The following is a 14,560-nucleotide window of genomic DNA, read 5'->3' on the forward strand; positions in this document are numbered from 1 at the left end:
TGATATTTCGTTCTGGGGTGTGGCATACAGAACAACAGCGGCACTAAACGGAGAATGAGGGACATCCCATTGCTCAGGGTTGCTGTAAGTGCTGACCGGGGCCCGGTTTCTTTTTTTTCCTGCCGCCCTCACACTTATCGCACCCGACGCCAGGTTTCCCGCCCCGCCCCCCTTACACTTAACGCTTTGAAAAGTTTCCCCGGAAGGTGACATGAACAGCACCGTCTTTGACGCATTCCGTTGTCTGAATCTGCTGGCGACGGGCAACCGTGCGTTTGGCATTCGCGAAATTGGCCGCGCGCTGGATCTGGATCCGGCAAAGATCTCCCGCCTGATGCAGACCCTGCTGGCGCTGGAGATGGTGCAGCAGGATGCCCGACGCAAGTACAGCCTGGGGATGGGCATTCACCGGCTTTCGGCGAATGCGATCCATAATTCTGCGTTTTACACCGCCGTGCTGGAGATGCTGGAGGAGACCGGCAGCCATTCGGTGTCGATTGTGGTGGGCGTGTTAAGCGGTAAAAACGTGGTCTATCTCATCCATACCCGCGGGGGAAAAAGCATTGCCCGCGCTATCGGAAACTATGAATCCTATCCGGTGCATGACTCGGTCATTGGCATCAAGCTGCTGTCGGCGATGAGTGATGAAGAGATTGTGGCGCGTCTTGGGGTGCATGACTATCAGCTGCTCAAACGCGACATCGAAGAGGCCCGGCGGCATCAGGTATTTGGTAAAACCTTCAATGAAACGGATTACCGGATGGCCTGCATTATTCCGGGTATGCAGGCCGCCATCGCCCTGTCCAACATTCAGGGCGATAAGCTGGATATCGACAAACTACGCCATTTTCTGATCTCCGCCGCGCGTAAAATCAGCGGCGCCTCACGGCCTGCTCTCTAGCCACCGCGCACAGCGCGCGGCCGTGGTGGTGACCGGCTGCCCCGGCCGGTAGAGCGCGCTGCCGATCCCCACGCTGTCGTAATAACGCAGGTAGGCGGCCGCATTGTCCATGTCCACACCCCCTACCGCTGAAAAGCGCACCGGCAACGATAGCGGTCCCTTGATCATCTGCGGATAGTTTTCCGGCACGGCGCTGGCCGGGAAGATCTTCAGCACGTCGGCTCCCGCCTCGCAGGCGGTGAAGATCTCGCTGGGGGTCATCACCCCGGCGCATACCGCAAGTCCCTGGCGTTTGGCCGCACCAATCACCCGCAGATCGAGGTTCGGGGTGAGGATAAATTTCGCCCCGGCGGCGGCGCAGGTATTCACATGCTCAGGGGTTAACACCGTGCCCGCCCCCACCGTGACCTCGTCGCCAAAGGCCTCGTCCAGCCGTTGCAGGCTGGTGACCCACTCCGGCGAATTGGTGGTGATTTCAACGGTGGAGATGCCGTGATCGCGCAGGCAGGCCACCTGCTCCACGCACTCCGCAGGGGTTATGCCGCGCAAAATGGCAATAATGCGCGCCTCAGCCATCATGACGAAATACCTCGTTCAGCCCGGCGATCAGCGCGGTTTCGGCTGCCAGCGCGGTACAGGGGAGCCCGGTCTGCTCACACGCCTGTTGGTAAAGGGGCAGCAAAGCGGAACTCCCGATAAAGCAGACAGGTTCGGTGACCGGATGACCGCGCAGGATCTCGTGACCAATCAGCAGGCCTGAGAGCCAGCTGGCGGCGAAGGCCGGATCAAGCTCGCCCAGAATGTAACGCCCCCGGCAGCGAAACAGCTCGCTGGCCAGCTCCGCCTGCCCGGCCTCAATCGTCTGCGCCACGGCCACACCCTCGCTGAAGGCGGTGGCGGAGGTTATCTGCGTCGGCAGCCCTTTGCCCACCACCGACTGGTTCAGGACCAAGTGATAGAGCTCGCCGGTCATCAGGGTACGCAGGCCCGTCACCTGCTGCTGCTGGCGGTTGAGGGTCATCCATTTGCTGTGGGTGCCCACGGCGGCAAAAGTGCTGGCATCCGTCAGGACAATGCCCCCGGCCAACTGCATCTCTTCGCCACGGCAGATTTCGTTCACCCGGGGATCGCTAATGCCGGGCCGCAGGGTGAGCGGATTGCTCAGGATGCCGGGTAACTCGCGCCCCTTGCCCAGCAGATCGCCAAAGCTGAGCGGCAACGTCATGTAGCCCGCATCGGCAATACCGATGTTGCTGCCGATCATGCCGCACAGCAGCACCGGCAGATGCGGGTCCCAGGCCTCCTCCAGCCGCTGTAACTGCTGGCGCAAAATCGCGGGCAGCGCGGCGCGCTCGCAGGTCGCCACGCCGCAACTCGCCTGCACCGTGCGGATTACCTTGCCATCACGCACGCTGATGGCCCGAAAGTTGCTGGTACCCCAGTCGACGGCGATGTAGTTCATACCCGCGCTCCAAAGACGGCCAGCGGCAGCGCGTCGGTGAGATCCTGGAGTTCATCCCGGGTGACCGCATCCAGCCCTTTGGCCGGTTCACGTACCACGTCTGTGGCGAAGATCCCCGCCCGGTAGAGCACGGTTTTATGAATGGCCACGCCAATCCCCGGCTGCACGCCATAGCGCAGGAAAGGCAGATAGCGGTAGAAGAGCGACTGCGCTTCCCGCGGGTCGTGCTGCCAGGCCTGCAAAATCATATTGATGACCTCCGGGAATTCACAGGCGGGCATGGTGCCGATCACCCCGCGCCGCAGCTCTTCATAGAGAAAACCGGCGTTCAGGCCGCCGAACAGCCCGACGCTATCCCCCAGCGCCTGCTTCAGGGCGGTGATTTTCAGCGTGGTGGGCGGTTGCTCCACCTTGATGTACTTGATGGCGGCAAACGACTGGCAGAGCGTCACCAGCGTTGGCACCGGGATGTTCACCCCGGTCATCAGCGGCGCGTCCTGGATCATGATGTCGATGTCGCAGGCCTCACAGATATCCCGGTAGAAATGGACAATCTCCTCGGGACCGGGCTTGACGACGGCAGGCGGGTTAACCATTGCCACCTGCGCCCCCCAGCGCTGCACCCGCGTAATCTCTTCGATAGCGACCGCCGAAGCGGCGCCCCCGGCGGCGGCCACCAGCGGCAGATCGCCGGTGAGATTTTTCACGCAGGCGAACAGCGCCTCTTTTTCGTCCTGGGTCAGGGCGTAGCCCTCGGAGGCGTTGCCAAACAGCGCCAGCCCATCGATGCCCTGTTGCAGCAGGAATTTCACCAGCCGCTCCATCGAAGTGAAATCCACGTTGCCCTGCGCATCAAACGCAGTGGCCAGAATTGGTACGTTGCCTTTTAACATGTCGCCTCCCTGACGGCGGTTTCATTGATGTCGATACCCAGCCCCGGCCCCTGCGGCAGCTGATACGCCCCCTGCTGGCAGCGCAGCGGCGTGGTAAGAAGTTGGTTGGCAATTTCAAAGACCGGAGGTTGATACTCCAGCATGTAGAGATTGGGGATAGCGGCCGCGACGTGCAGCGAGGCGGCGATGCACGGCGCCAGGCCCACGCTGAGATGCGGAGCGACCTTCAGGTTCCAGGTCTCTGCCAGCGAGGCGATGTGCATCAGTTCGCTAATACCGGTGCGACCCACGTCCGGCTGGAGGATGTCGGCGGCGCGCTGCTCGATAAAGGGTTTGAACTGGTAGCGGGTACGCTCGGTTTCACCCAGCGCAATCGCCACCGGGCTTTTGGCCCGCAGCTCCCGATGTCCGGCCACGTCTTCCGGTAACAAGGGCGCCTCGAGAAAACCGACGCCCAATTCACGCAGCGCCCCGGCCAGCTCGGCGGCCTCGGCCACGCTGTAGTTCCAGTGGGCATCGAGGAAGATCTGCGCCTCTGCACCCAGGGTTTCGCGGATCGCCCGCACGTTGGCGATGTCTTCCCGCACGCCGTAGCCCAGCGCCAGCTTCACCGCGTTAAAGCCCTTCTCCTGCCAGCGTTTCGCCAGCGCGCAGCGCGCGGGCAGATCCGGCTCCGGCAGCCCCGACACGTAGCAGGGAATGGTGTCGCGGTACGCGCCACCCAGCAGTTGCCAGACCGGCAGGCCGAGCAGCTTGCCTTTCAGATCCCAGAGGGCGATATCCACGGCGGCCAGGGCATCAATGTGGTAGCCGGTGATATGGCCGCGATCGCGCATGGCATCGTACATGCGGGAGTTCAGCACCCCGCTTGCGAAGGGGGATTGCCCCTGCAGCAGCGGGGCAAAGAGCTGGGTGATCAGCTCGGCGATCACCTGCGGCACCACCGGCGCCAGCGCCTCGCCCCAGCCGACGCAGCCCTCTTCGGTGGTGATTTTGACCAGACAGGTCTCCATTTTGCGCGAGTAGACGCAGCGGTACTCCGGGCGATAGTAGTAATCGCTGGCGTGCCCCTCGGCGCTGCCCCCCAGATAGGCCTGCGCGGGGGTGATTTTCAGTGGAAAACATTCAACATTTTGGATCTTCATGACAACTCCGGGTGAGGTTAATCCAGCACTTTGCCGGCGGTCTCTTTCGCCAGCCACACGGCAATGAAGGAGATCAGCGCGGCGAACATCACATACCACGCGGGTGAGAGTGGATCGCCGGTTAACGAGATCAGGCTGGCAGAGGCCAGCGGCGTGACCCCGCCGAACACCGCCACGGTAAGGTTATAGGCGATGGCGATGCTGCCGTAGCGAATGGCGGTGGGGAAGAGTTCGACCATTGCCGCGCCGCAGCCGCCGTTAAACATGGCGACAAAGACGCCCAGCATGCTCATGGCAGCAATGGAGGTGCCCACCGAGCCTTGGCTCATCACCAGCATCGCCGGCCAGGTGAGCAAAATAAAGCCGCCGCAGCCCAGTAACATCATCGGCCGCCGCCCCCAGAGATCCGACAGATAGCCGGTAATCGGCATACAGACCGCCACGCTAAGCAACCCCAGCGTGGTGATGAGGTAGGCGTCGGTTTTGCTGTAGTGCAAATGGGTGGAGAGATAGCCCGGCATGAAGGATTGCAGCACCCAGCTGCTGACCGCTTTCACCACCACGAAGCCGGTGCAGAAGAGCAAAGCGCGCGAGGAGGTCGAGAGCGATTTACGCAGGGGCGCTTTTTCCAGCTTGCCGGTGGCCTTGAGCTTATGGAATTCCGCCGAGTCGGCCATATTGCGGCGCATATAGAGCCCGCCTAACCCCAGCGGGGCGGCCAGCAGAAACGGAATACGCCAGCCCCACTCGTTCATGGCCGTTTCGCCCAGGGTGTGGGTGAGGATCAGCACCAGCCCCGAGCCGCAGACAAAGGCCATAAAGCTGAAGTTTTCGCTCCAGCAGGTAAGCGTGGCGCGCCGGTTGGGTTTGGCGCTCTCTGCCAGGTAAGTGATGACGCCGGAGCTTTCGCCCCCGGCGGCAAAGCCCTGCACCAGGCGGGTGAGCACCAGCAGCACCGGGGCGAGCATACCGACCTGATGCCAGGTGGGCAAAATGCCCATTACAAAGGTCGAGCAGGAGGTGATGACAATCACCGTCACCAGCACTTTGCGCCGCCCGAGCCGGTCACCCATCGAGCCAAAGAAGAGCCCGCCGAGCGGACGCATCAGAAAGCCGGAGCCAAAAACGGCGAAGGATTTCAGCAGAGCGATAACCGGATCGCCGCTGGCGAAGAAGTTGCTGGCGATAATCGCCGCCAGGGTGCCGTAAAGGCCAAAGTCGAACCACTCAATAAAATGCCCAATGCCCGCCGAGAGCATCATTTTGGTTCTGCTCTGGGCGGGTGCGTGCGGCCCGGCAGACGCGTAACCACCCGCGTATTCAGAATCGGTGTTAGCCATGTAACCTCCCGGTGTCAGGCAAGGTGTGTGTTGTGTTTGTTATGAATGGGCTGAGTGTAGAGAAAGCAGAGAGGCTGGCGAGCGGCGGGTGCGGGAGCGTGAAGAGCATCAAAGAAGGGGCGGAAAAAATGTTTCATATAGTGAAACAGGGGGTAAAGGACGCCCGCAGGGGTGAGACCAACCCGGCGCGCATACCGCAAAAGAGCGTGCCAGTATTATGCGCCGCTGGTTCTATTTGATGATGGCGAGCCAGGGATAATCTTTACGCCCAGTGCAGGCAGGGCCGTATTCAAGGGTGTAGACAACACCCATTCGAGTGGGATCTCAGTTGGCTTTGTTGTACGGGTAATAGCGTTATAAACACTAATAATCACACTCATTAAAGGAACACTGATTAGCAGTTAATTAGGGGCCCATTCGAGCCTCCCTTCTTATGAACAAAGCCAGCAATAACGCTGGCTTTGCCGGAGGACGAATCATTGCTCCGCCGTCATCAGTCAAAAATAAGTGTACAGGTACCGCCATTTATTTAGCTCCTTGCTTATGATTAGTCGTACAACCATTTCCCTGCTTTTGCCGATGCGATCAACATGCCAATAGTGAAATCGGGTACAGGAACAGGTTTAGATTTCTTAAAAAGATTCCAGGAAAAAGGCTCATCGGGATAATAGACCTTTATATTAAAGCTTCCCCTATCAACGCTGAATTCTCTAAAAAATTCCTCCATGAGCTCTTCGGCCTCGTCAACATCAAGCAACATATCAGTATCGATGTCTGTACCTGCATTGAGCAATTTTTGTTTTTCCTCATTATTGATGAGATACACGCCATTATGACGTCTGGCGAGGGCATAGATACGTTGTTCAATATTCGCTACCATAACTTGTCATTTCCCCGTGCGATGCGGTTGTGATCACGTACAGCACAATAGGTAATTATCGAAACATCCGAGACAAGTATTACCATACCTATCAGAGGAATTGTTCTTCCTATAAATGTACTCATTTTTGCAACCATAACGCGCTTTACCGTCCACGGCGTATAGCCACCAATCCACGTAGGAAGTTGAATGCCATAGGGAAATTTTGCAGTTTTGAAGTAATGCCTCATGGCTTTTGATGCTCGCGAGGTGCCCACCAGCGCGTTTCCTGGTTTTTGTCTGGTCGTCTGATTATTAGCGCCGCTGTATAGTGCGGCGATAGCCACCACATCATCAATACCAAAATGATCGGCGATAGATTCGCAATAAATCATAAAGAAAAGGCCACTTGCCGTGAGATTAGATATTCCAGCGTAAAAATAAGTTCCATTGAGTTCTTCAGTTGTATCCATGCTTCAATCCTTTGAAAAATCCTGGGCAGGGATAATAAATTCGTATGATTTATCAAATCTGCGAGAAAGTGCATGGTTTTATAAAATACAGATTAGATACAAAATGAAAACAGCATTAATCATTCGCGATAGCTATTTTAAACCCAGGGGATAGTTTAACGATGATGCGTTACTAAAAACATATAAAGTTATTATCAAACAACACGCATCATTCGACGCATTAATATTTTCAAAGCAGCTTAATCGCGCTTATTAGGTTTTATATTGCTCTGGACTTATTTTTCTTTACTGGGTAGATTTACAGGTGTTGTTATTTACGCGATGCGGATATGCGCCAACATACCCGCACCGCTAATCACAATCACTATTAAGAGAGAATAGTAATCATGACTAAGCCTGATTGTATTGCAGATTGTTTTGATCCAGAAGTGTTTGATGCAGTGAGCCGCCATTTTACCGTGGGCTATGCGAGTCGTTACCCCGATCATCTTCACCTGCCGGCGCTGACGATAAAGGGCCAGTGGCTTGAAGAGGCCGGGTTTGGTACCGGCACCAAAGTGGATGCGAAGGTAATGCAGGGCTGCATTGTACTGACGGCGCGGGAAGAGATGTCGGAGTTCGAACTGGCGGTGCGCGAGGCGTGCAAGCTGTCGAAACGCAAGCAGAAGCAGGTGGTGGAGTTTATTGGGGTGATAGCGGGGAAAAGACGCTGAGGCTCTGAATGCGGGTGATGAATAAGGCGCTGATGGCGCCTTTTTTGTTATGCGGACGGGAGCTCATTTAAGGCATCGTGTGTTAGCCGTTCAACCATTCAGAAAGCATTGTGCATAACCTTCATGCGTAACCCCGGTTCATTCAAAGAATGATCATTCATAAGCGACAATAACGCCGCCACAGGTTTTTACCGTCATTTGCTTTTTCAATATTCATTTGCCCAAACACAAAAGGCCGATAATCACGTGCAACGAGATCATTGTGCGCTGAGTCATTATGCCCATAGAGGCTGAGATTTAGGTCAGTGGGAACACTTCACCCTTGTTTCATCTCGTTAGTCACCTTTCTTCAGTTTTCGCCGCGCAGTAACACCTCATCATTCATCAAATCCATTGGTTCACGGTTTACATCACCCACAATTTGTTATGTGATCCCGTTACAGGATTCGGTTGCCCACAACCTTACCCACGTAACAGGACCCTTATCGATGGAATTTTACCAGGCCGATCCTACGCTGGAGAACTACTGGCGCGGGGTGATTCTCTTTGGAAGAAATGTCGCATCCTACAAGTTTGCGCTTGCGCATGCGCTCTATGAAGTGGATAAAACAGGCAGCGACCTGATCACCCTGGATGAACTCGCTGTCCCCTTCAGCCGCCATCTTTGCGAGCACCTGAAGCACGCCCCGAAGCAAATTACATCCAGCAAAAGCCAGTATCTGGATACCTGTGCTGGCTTTAATCAGGGTGAGGTCTCACAGAGCCAGTTGATTGACAGCACCGTTCGCCGTGGGTTCGGCGTGGTACTGGACGCCTTCCACAATGTGAATGCCGCCGAGATCGACAAACGCTTTTTCATCGATGAGCGCAAAACGCATAAAGGCATACGGCTAACGGATAATTTCTACTTGCTGGGTGAACGCCAGCAATATCAAAACCTGGCCTTTGAAACGACGGCGCGCTGGAATCTGGTGGAGCAGGCCTGGGCGATGGGCGTGTCACGTAATCTGGTTGGTGTCGAATTCGATGAAAGTAATCAGATGCTGTTTGCCAAAGTGAATGCGCGACGCGTTGATATCACCAGCTGCCGCGACAGCCTGAATGGTTACCAGAAAGGCCGCTGTTTTTACTGTTACAGGCCAATCAGCCTGATACCCGGTGATGCCGAACTGGCAGACGTTGACCACTTTATCCCCTGGGCCGCCCGTGAGGGGGTCGCCAATATCAATGGCGTCTGGAACCTGGTGCTCGCCTGTAAATGCTGTAACCGTGGTGCCGCGGGCAAGTTCGCGCATCTGCCGGGGATTAAACTTCTGGAAAGATTAAACCGGCGCAACGAGTATTTTATTCAGAGCAAACTTCCCCTGCATGAGACGATCGTCCAACAAACAGGGCGTCATCCCGCCGCCCGAAAAGACTTTCTTGAAAAGAACTGGAATGCTGCCAAAGTAATGCTCTTCCATATCTGGGAACCCAACGCCGAAGGCGAGGCCACATTCTAATGACGCTTAATTACTACCAGAACAACGCCCAGACATTTTTCGACGGCACGGTGAATGTTGATATGTCTTCACTCTACGAAACCTTTACCCGCTCTCTTGCGCCCGGTGCGCGGGTGCTGGATGCCGGGTGTGGTTCAGGGCGTGATGCCAAAGCGTTTATGGAAATGGGCTACCAGGTAGAAGCCTTTGATGCCTCATCTGCCCTGGTTGAGATGGCGCGTGCGCATACCGGATTACCGGTTCAATTGATGACGTTTGCGGATGTGGCCTGGAAAGCGGAGTTTGACGGGATTTGGTGCTGTGCTTCTCTGCTGCATGTTCCGGCTGTGGAGTTGCCGGGGGTGATGCGGAGACTTGCGGATGCGCTTAAGCCTGGGGGGGTGTGGTATGTGTCGTTTAAGTATGGGGACGGGGAGCGGGAGGTGGATGGAAGGCGGTTTACGGATATGGATGAGGAGGGGTTAAGGAGGTTGGTGGAGGCTGTGCCTGATACTGAGATTCAGGCGTTATGGACGACCCGTGACGTCCGCCCGGGCAGAGATGAGGTTTGGTTGAATGGGACTTTATTAAAGAGATAAAAGAAAACATAATTAATTAGTCTTCAATCCAGAAATAGTAAATATTAAACTTATTAATCATGAGCAAATATCCATTTTCATATTTAGCTTTAATACAATTTGATAAAATCATATCTTGTTGAGCTTCATAGAAACTCTTTTCATTAAGTCCTAGCAATATTAATTTTGGGTAGGAATAGGTCTTACAAAACGTAAAATCATCTATTGAATAGATATCTTTATTTTTCATTAAAATATGGAACTCTATAAACCTCCTTTGATTGATTAGGTGATAGCAGATAATTACTTTCAGTCAAGCTCGATAAATCAGCTTAAATAAAAAAAAGCATCTAACCATCACTATTAAAAGATTTATGTGCATTCAAATAAAAATTTAACCATATAAAAGACTAAATAATTTTTATCCATTCATCTATACAGGGCTGTACTTGTGATTCATTTTTTGTACAATAGTTGAAATTTCTGTCATCACAGAAGGTTGTTATAATGGAAAGAGTAAAATCAATAGTTTACAGAAACTTAACAAATGCTGATTTTTTCAACATCAATAAACCGCCGGGCATGGAGTTGAGAGGTGGTGGGCAGGCTTATATAGATTTTCCAACGGTCTCAGTTACACCAACCCAATGGCACAATTTTTTCTCAGGGGTTTATGGGGTTGATGTTCAAAAAGAAAAGCAAGGACCAAGCTGGACTTTTCCAATTTATAGTTTAAAAGTTGACAACAGCAGTAGCCCACCAAGTCAGAACATAAAAATATATCAAAGAAGGGCTCAGTCGGTATGTATTACTAGCCAGAAACTCCTATCTTCTCGTTCAAATAGGGTTAGAGCCTGGCATCCTGAAGCAGGATTCCCTTATCCTATTGATAATACAAATACAGAACAATGTCCTGATGGATTGATGGTTTATCTTGCTGCTACTGATTCTGGAAAAGTTTGGGCGGGCTGGTATTTGAATGATGGAACTACTGGTCTCCCTATAAAAGGTATTGTTTCAGAAGCTATTGCAAAGATGTTTACTTACCCAAGCAACATTGAAGGTTACAGTGGAATTATAAATTTTCACGACAACGAGAATGTTTACATAAATCCAGATGACATAGACTATCCGCTTCAGACTTATGGGAATGAGACATATATTTCGAATGTTTTTAACCCTGCAAATGAGGAAGCAGAATTCATTGAAACGTTATTCTCTAACGATGGCAGTACAAGAAACAGCTTTACCAAAGAATATTTAACCAAAGTCAGGATTAGAAATAAGTCTATTGTAGCTGACCTTAAAAGTCTGTATGACAATACTTGTCAGATAACTGGCAAACAATTTGCTTTCCAGAAAAAAAATGGTGTGGATTATACTGAAGTTCATCATTTAATACCCCTTGGAGAAGGTGGTTCTGATGAAATAAAAAATCTAATCGTCGTTAATCCCCTAATTCATAAAATGTTCCATTATGCCGATGTGAAACCAATAGACCTGAAAAATATTAAAGTCGATAGTAATGGTTACGGATATTTAGAAATTTACATAAGTGATAAGCCCTACAAAATTACCTGGCACCCTCGACACTTAGCTGCAATTTAAATGTATATATCCATACAGATATATATTATATCTGTATGGCATTTATTAACATTGAAGGTGTATTAGATATTCTACTAACTCGTTTTTTAAAGAGCTATTATTACTTCTAAACCTTTTATGAGAGAATGTCTCTATATTAACATCACCAAAATTAGAAAGTAATAACTCAAAATCCTCAATAGACAACAGCCCATCCTCACTATAGCTAATTAAAAAGTTATTACATTCCATATTTTCAATAATGGTTTTAAAAGATTCTCTAATCTTAGTTTTAGTGCAAAAATTTGAATATTGATCTCGCCATGGTCTCAAACCACTTACGCCTATAGCTTCAGGCTCATCACCACGGGCCAAAGTTTCTAAGATATGGTAATTAGCTGCATATTGCCTTTTCATATAAGGTGGATCGATGTAGCAGAGATCGCATTGAATTTTATTTGCATTCTCTTCAGCATATCCCTGCATTACAATGTGATTTTCAACATCAGATTTCAGAAATAACTCAGTGCATTTAAGTTTTAATTCAGTCAAAGCTCTGCCATTGAGTTTTGACATGTAATGACCGTATGTTCCAGCAATATTAGCAATATCATTGGCAGCCATAATTAAATCATGCAACAACAAGCTTTTTTCCAGATCATTTATAATATGATCACAAGATAAGTTATTTATAACCTCTCTAATACCATCCAACTTTTGAGCATTTTCTGGGCTAAAGTAGTTTCTTGGTCTCTCGGTATTTTGTGGATTCCCTTCATATGAAAATTCATTCCAAAAATATCCTCGCTTTGGCTTGATATTATTTAAAAAGTTAATGACATTTTCGTATGGTGAAAGTTCAATATCTAAATCATAAATATTCGAAATAAAATTTAATAATTTTTCGAACTTGGGTGAACTAGAGAATTTAAGATTAACTATAGAATGATGATAAGAATAAGTCATAAGATCATTCGCCGTAACTTTGTAATCGCGTTTTCTCAGTTCTGTAGAAATAACCCCCGTCCCCGACATAAGATCGGCAACCCTGCCTTTTGACGGACATATTTCGGTAATTTTTCCAATAACATTATCAACAACTTTTACTTTTGAACCAATGTAACGGTAACCCATAATTATGCCTTAGATAAAAAAATGTCAGAAATTTTTATATTTTTCAATGCCTTAACAGCTATTAATTCTTGTGCCTTATCCAAAACTTTAAAAATAGCATCATAATGTGTTTTATCCAAACCATAAATTTTAGCAACCATATGCTCTAACTCCGCATCTAAATCACATGGTACTGCTTCACTTTTCTCTAGAAAGAATCTTAACCTTGTAGATAATTCATTAATAATTTTAAGATCTTTATTAGGCAACTTCAAAAGATTAGGGATAGGTATATTAATTATCTGTTGCTGAGTCAAGTAAGGGTGGCTCTTCCATTCTATTTCACCATTTGACATTGAGACAAAAAAGAATATAGCCCTTGAATTCAGAATTGCTAAAATAAATTCCAAAGGAATTTTATCTAAGTAATCTGGTCTCAGTTTAAAAATATACACCACTTGGTTTGTATAACTAGATGTGTAATCAATCGAAGCAGATACACCTATACCAGTTTTTCGAACTACAATTTTCTCCCCTTCATATATTTCTGGGTTTTTATAATTTATACCAACATTCGAAGTATCAATCCACAAGTTATAATCTATTTTATAACGATTGATATCTTCACCAACAATCAAAGGATTGAAATTTTCGTTATAAATCTTATGGATAATAACTTTATCATTGGATTTATTTGTTAGTAATTTTTCGCCGCAATTTTTACATTTGATGAATTCATTTTTTGATGCCGGGCTCCAAGAATTACAAAATTGACATTGAACGATCTTTCCTTTTTTTGATAATTCAACACCTCGGTGGTTACAAAGAAAATCACCAAATTTTAAGTCGTGAGATGAAATACATTCATATGTATTTTGTAATGTAGAGTCAACATCTAAATTAAAGAGATGCTTTGGATCATTATTAAAACGAGAATATAGAACTTTATGTCTATACTTTAATTCAACAAGACTGAGTTTATCTGTTCCGTTTATTATATTATTCCGTTCCTCAACAGGAAGACGGAAGCAGTCAATTCCGTAATCATCCATTGAAGAAGATATCTTTTTTCTAAATATTAGAATAGCACATGCACGGTTGACATCTTTGAAAATCCTCTCACCGAATCTGCCAATAAATAAAATTTCCGCATTTTTTAGTAAAAATTTTCTCAACAAAGCTCTGTCATGAGAAAATAATGAATCCGGAATAATGAAACCAGCAATGCCTGAATCATTCAATAATGATAGCGATAGTTCTATAAAAAGATCCGAGGTATCATATTGACCACTTAATAATTGATAGCTATTATTATTAACCAAGTTTTTATAACTTGACGTATCGGCCCCCCAAGGTGGGTTAGCTATAATAAAATCATATCCATGATTGTTATTCCCATTATTTTTCAATAAGCCCCATCCAGTTTCTCTATCTTTATTATATGGACATAAAGCATTTGCATTAACGCCAAAAAAATTACACCCAAACCTTTTTTTGGCTTTAATTAACGCATTTTTATCAATGTCAACTCCAGTGAGATGCACACTCGATATATTGATCGCTTTTAGTTTACCTTCAAGCGCTTCTAATAATATTCCATCTCCACATGCTGGATCGAGGACTTGCATATTGTCTCTATTTTTTCTGTCCTTGTGCATATGGGAATAACTTATGATTTTCTCAGCAACATAATCTGCTAAATACTGAGGTGTGTAGACCACACCATTTTTCTTCTTTTTATCTTCATCTTTGATTGACTTCTCCAGCAGGTCACGGATTAACTCTGAACGGCTCTGGCCTCCACTAGTCTTATCCAGTTCTACGACTAATTTATGGGGTAGAGTCACAGACACTTGTATTTTTTTCACATCACCACCCATCAAAACTCACCTATGTATATGAAATATAAGCATTTTATATTTTTGTCATTAATGACAGTGAATCGCATTTTCTCATAATATTAACCAAAATTCCACTCAATCACCCGATAGTGAAAAAGCAAGAGCTAACCAATA

Annotated in this window: 14 protein-coding genes; 5 read left to right on the forward strand and 9 right to left on the reverse strand. The window is 48.6% G+C overall.

Features of this window, described 5'->3' with window-relative positions; all coding sequences use genetic code 11:
• The first annotated feature begins 211 nt into the window (after window positions 1-211).
• A complete protein-coding gene (locus tag B3511_RS16220) occupies window positions 212-901 on the forward strand; it encodes a helix-turn-helix domain-containing protein (RefSeq protein ID WP_212478291.1) in 690 nt (229 codons plus the stop codon).
• On the opposite strand, the gene B3511_RS16225 is transcribed toward B3511_RS16220, so the two are convergent.
• The 7 genes from B3511_RS16225 to B3511_RS16255 all read right to left on the reverse strand — a co-directional run bounded on the left by B3511_RS16225 (window position 884) and on the right by B3511_RS16255 (window position 7,073).
• Window positions 884-1,480 (reverse strand): 2-dehydro-3-deoxy-phosphogluconate aldolase, encoded by a 597-nt coding sequence (locus B3511_RS16225; protein ID WP_046886462.1) that lies wholly within the window; start codon window positions 1,478-1,480, stop codon window positions 884-886. The genes B3511_RS16220 and B3511_RS16225 overlap by 18 nt on opposite strands.
• Window positions 1,470-2,363, reverse strand: a complete 894-nt coding sequence (locus B3511_RS16230) for a 2-dehydro-3-deoxygalactonokinase (RefSeq protein WP_286783797.1) — start codon at window positions 2,361-2,363, stop codon at window positions 1,470-1,472. Before B3511_RS16230 ends, B3511_RS16225 begins: the two co-directional genes overlap by 11 nt.
• Entirely contained in the window at window positions 2,360-3,256 is an 897-nt protein-coding gene (locus B3511_RS16235; protein ID WP_286783798.1) for a dihydrodipicolinate synthase family protein, read from the reverse strand. Before B3511_RS16235 ends, B3511_RS16230 begins: the two co-directional genes overlap by 4 nt.
• The gene (locus B3511_RS16240) at window positions 3,250-4,401 is read right to left on the reverse strand and encodes a mandelate racemase/muconate lactonizing enzyme family protein (protein WP_046886459.1); all 1,152 of its coding nucleotides are present in this window, start codon (window positions 4,399-4,401) and stop codon (window positions 3,250-3,252) included. Before B3511_RS16240 ends, B3511_RS16235 begins: the two co-directional genes overlap by 7 nt.
• A gap of 17 nt (window positions 4,402-4,418) precedes the next feature.
• Window positions 4,419-5,660, reverse strand: a complete 1,242-nt coding sequence (locus tag B3511_RS16245) for an MFS transporter (RefSeq protein ID WP_040078607.1) — start codon at window positions 5,658-5,660, stop codon at window positions 4,419-4,421.
• Between the two features lie 628 nt (window positions 5,661-6,288).
• On the reverse strand, window positions 6,289-6,621 hold the full coding sequence (locus B3511_RS16250; protein WP_286783799.1) for a DUF1493 family protein: 333 nt from the start codon (window positions 6,619-6,621) through the stop codon (window positions 6,289-6,291).
• Entirely contained in the window at window positions 6,615-7,073 is a 459-nt protein-coding gene (locus B3511_RS16255; RefSeq protein WP_286783800.1) for an STM2901 family protein, read from the reverse strand. Before B3511_RS16255 ends, B3511_RS16250 begins: the two co-directional genes overlap by 7 nt.
• A 386-nt stretch (window positions 7,074-7,459) precedes the next feature.
• Here B3511_RS16255 and symE point away from each other — a divergent pair, with 386 nt between their 5' ends.
• From symE to B3511_RS16275, 4 genes are all read left to right on the forward strand, one after another.
• The gene (symE, locus tag B3511_RS16260) at window positions 7,460-7,786 is read left to right on the forward strand and encodes an endoribonuclease SymE (protein ID WP_286783801.1); all 327 of its coding nucleotides are present in this window, start codon (window positions 7,460-7,462) and stop codon (window positions 7,784-7,786) included.
• Window positions 7,787-8,274: 488 nt separating this feature from the next.
• Window positions 8,275-9,288 carry an HNH endonuclease gene (locus B3511_RS16265; protein ID WP_286783802.1) on the forward strand — a complete coding sequence of 338 codons (1,014 nt, stop codon included), beginning with the start codon at window positions 8,275-8,277 and terminating at the stop codon, window positions 9,286-9,288.
• Window positions 9,288-9,866, forward strand: a complete 579-nt coding sequence (locus tag B3511_RS16270; protein WP_286783803.1) for a class I SAM-dependent methyltransferase — start codon at window positions 9,288-9,290, stop codon at window positions 9,864-9,866. The genes B3511_RS16265 and B3511_RS16270 overlap by 1 nt, the downstream gene beginning before the upstream one ends.
• A 486-nt stretch (window positions 9,867-10,352) precedes the next feature.
• Window positions 10,353-11,453, forward strand: coding sequence for an HNH endonuclease (locus B3511_RS16275; protein ID WP_286783804.1), 1,101 nt, complete (start codon window positions 10,353-10,355; stop codon window positions 11,451-11,453).
• A gap of 45 nt (window positions 11,454-11,498) precedes the next feature.
• On the opposite strand, the gene B3511_RS16280 is transcribed toward B3511_RS16275, so the two are convergent.
• Together B3511_RS16280 and B3511_RS16285 are read right to left on the reverse strand one after the other, a co-directional pair.
• Complete coding sequence (locus B3511_RS16280) at window positions 11,499-12,566, reverse strand: DNA adenine methylase (RefSeq protein ID WP_286783805.1); 1,068 nt, start codon at window positions 12,564-12,566, stop codon at window positions 11,499-11,501.
• 2 nt (window positions 12,567-12,568) lie between these two features.
• Entirely contained in the window at window positions 12,569-14,425 is a 1,857-nt protein-coding gene (locus B3511_RS16285; RefSeq protein ID WP_286783806.1) for an Eco57I restriction-modification methylase domain-containing protein, read from the reverse strand.
• Window positions 14,426-14,560 lie beyond the last annotated feature (135 nt).

It is taken from the genome of Leclercia sp. UBA1284, from assembly GCF_002308415.1.
GTDB lineage: Bacteria > Pseudomonadota > Gammaproteobacteria > Enterobacterales > Enterobacteriaceae > Enterobacter > Enterobacter pneumoniae.

Coding starts and splice junctions, on each gene's coding strand:
- B3511_RS16220 (WP_212478291.1), top strand. CDS start 212: ATGAACAGCACCGTCTTTGACGCATTCCGTTGTCTGAATCTGCTGGCG.
- B3511_RS16225 (WP_046886462.1), bottom strand. CDS start 1,480: ATGATGGCTGAGGCGCGCATTATTGCCATTTTGCGCGGCATAACCCCT.
- B3511_RS16230 (WP_286783797.1), bottom strand. CDS start 2,363: ATGAACTACATCGCCGTCGACTGGGGTACCAGCAACTTTCGGGCCATC.
- B3511_RS16235 (WP_286783798.1), bottom strand. CDS start 3,256: ATGTTAAAAGGCAACGTACCAATTCTGGCCACTGCGTTTGATGCGCAG.
- B3511_RS16240 (WP_046886459.1), bottom strand. CDS start 4,401: ATGAAGATCCAAAATGTTGAATGTTTTCCACTGAAAATCACCCCCGCG.
- B3511_RS16245 (WP_040078607.1), bottom strand. CDS start 5,660: ATGCTCTCGGCGGGCATTGGGCATTTTATTGAGTGGTTCGACTTTGGC.
- B3511_RS16250 (WP_286783799.1), bottom strand. CDS start 6,621: ATGGTAGCGAATATTGAACAACGTATCTATGCCCTCGCCAGACGTCAT.
- B3511_RS16255 (WP_286783800.1), bottom strand. CDS start 7,073: ATGGATACAACTGAAGAACTCAATGGAACTTATTTTTACGCTGGAATA.
- symE (WP_286783801.1), top strand. CDS start 7,460: ATGACTAAGCCTGATTGTATTGCAGATTGTTTTGATCCAGAAGTGTTT.
- B3511_RS16265 (WP_286783802.1), top strand. CDS start 8,275: ATGGAATTTTACCAGGCCGATCCTACGCTGGAGAACTACTGGCGCGGG.
- B3511_RS16270 (WP_286783803.1), top strand. CDS start 9,288: ATGACGCTTAATTACTACCAGAACAACGCCCAGACATTTTTCGACGGC.
- B3511_RS16275 (WP_286783804.1), top strand. CDS start 10,353: ATGGAAAGAGTAAAATCAATAGTTTACAGAAACTTAACAAATGCTGAT.
- B3511_RS16280 (WP_286783805.1), bottom strand. CDS start 12,566: ATGGGTTACCGTTACATTGGTTCAAAAGTAAAAGTTGTTGATAATGTT.
- B3511_RS16285 (WP_286783806.1), bottom strand. CDS start 14,425: ATGGGTGGTGATGTGAAAAAAATACAAGTGTCTGTGACTCTACCCCAT.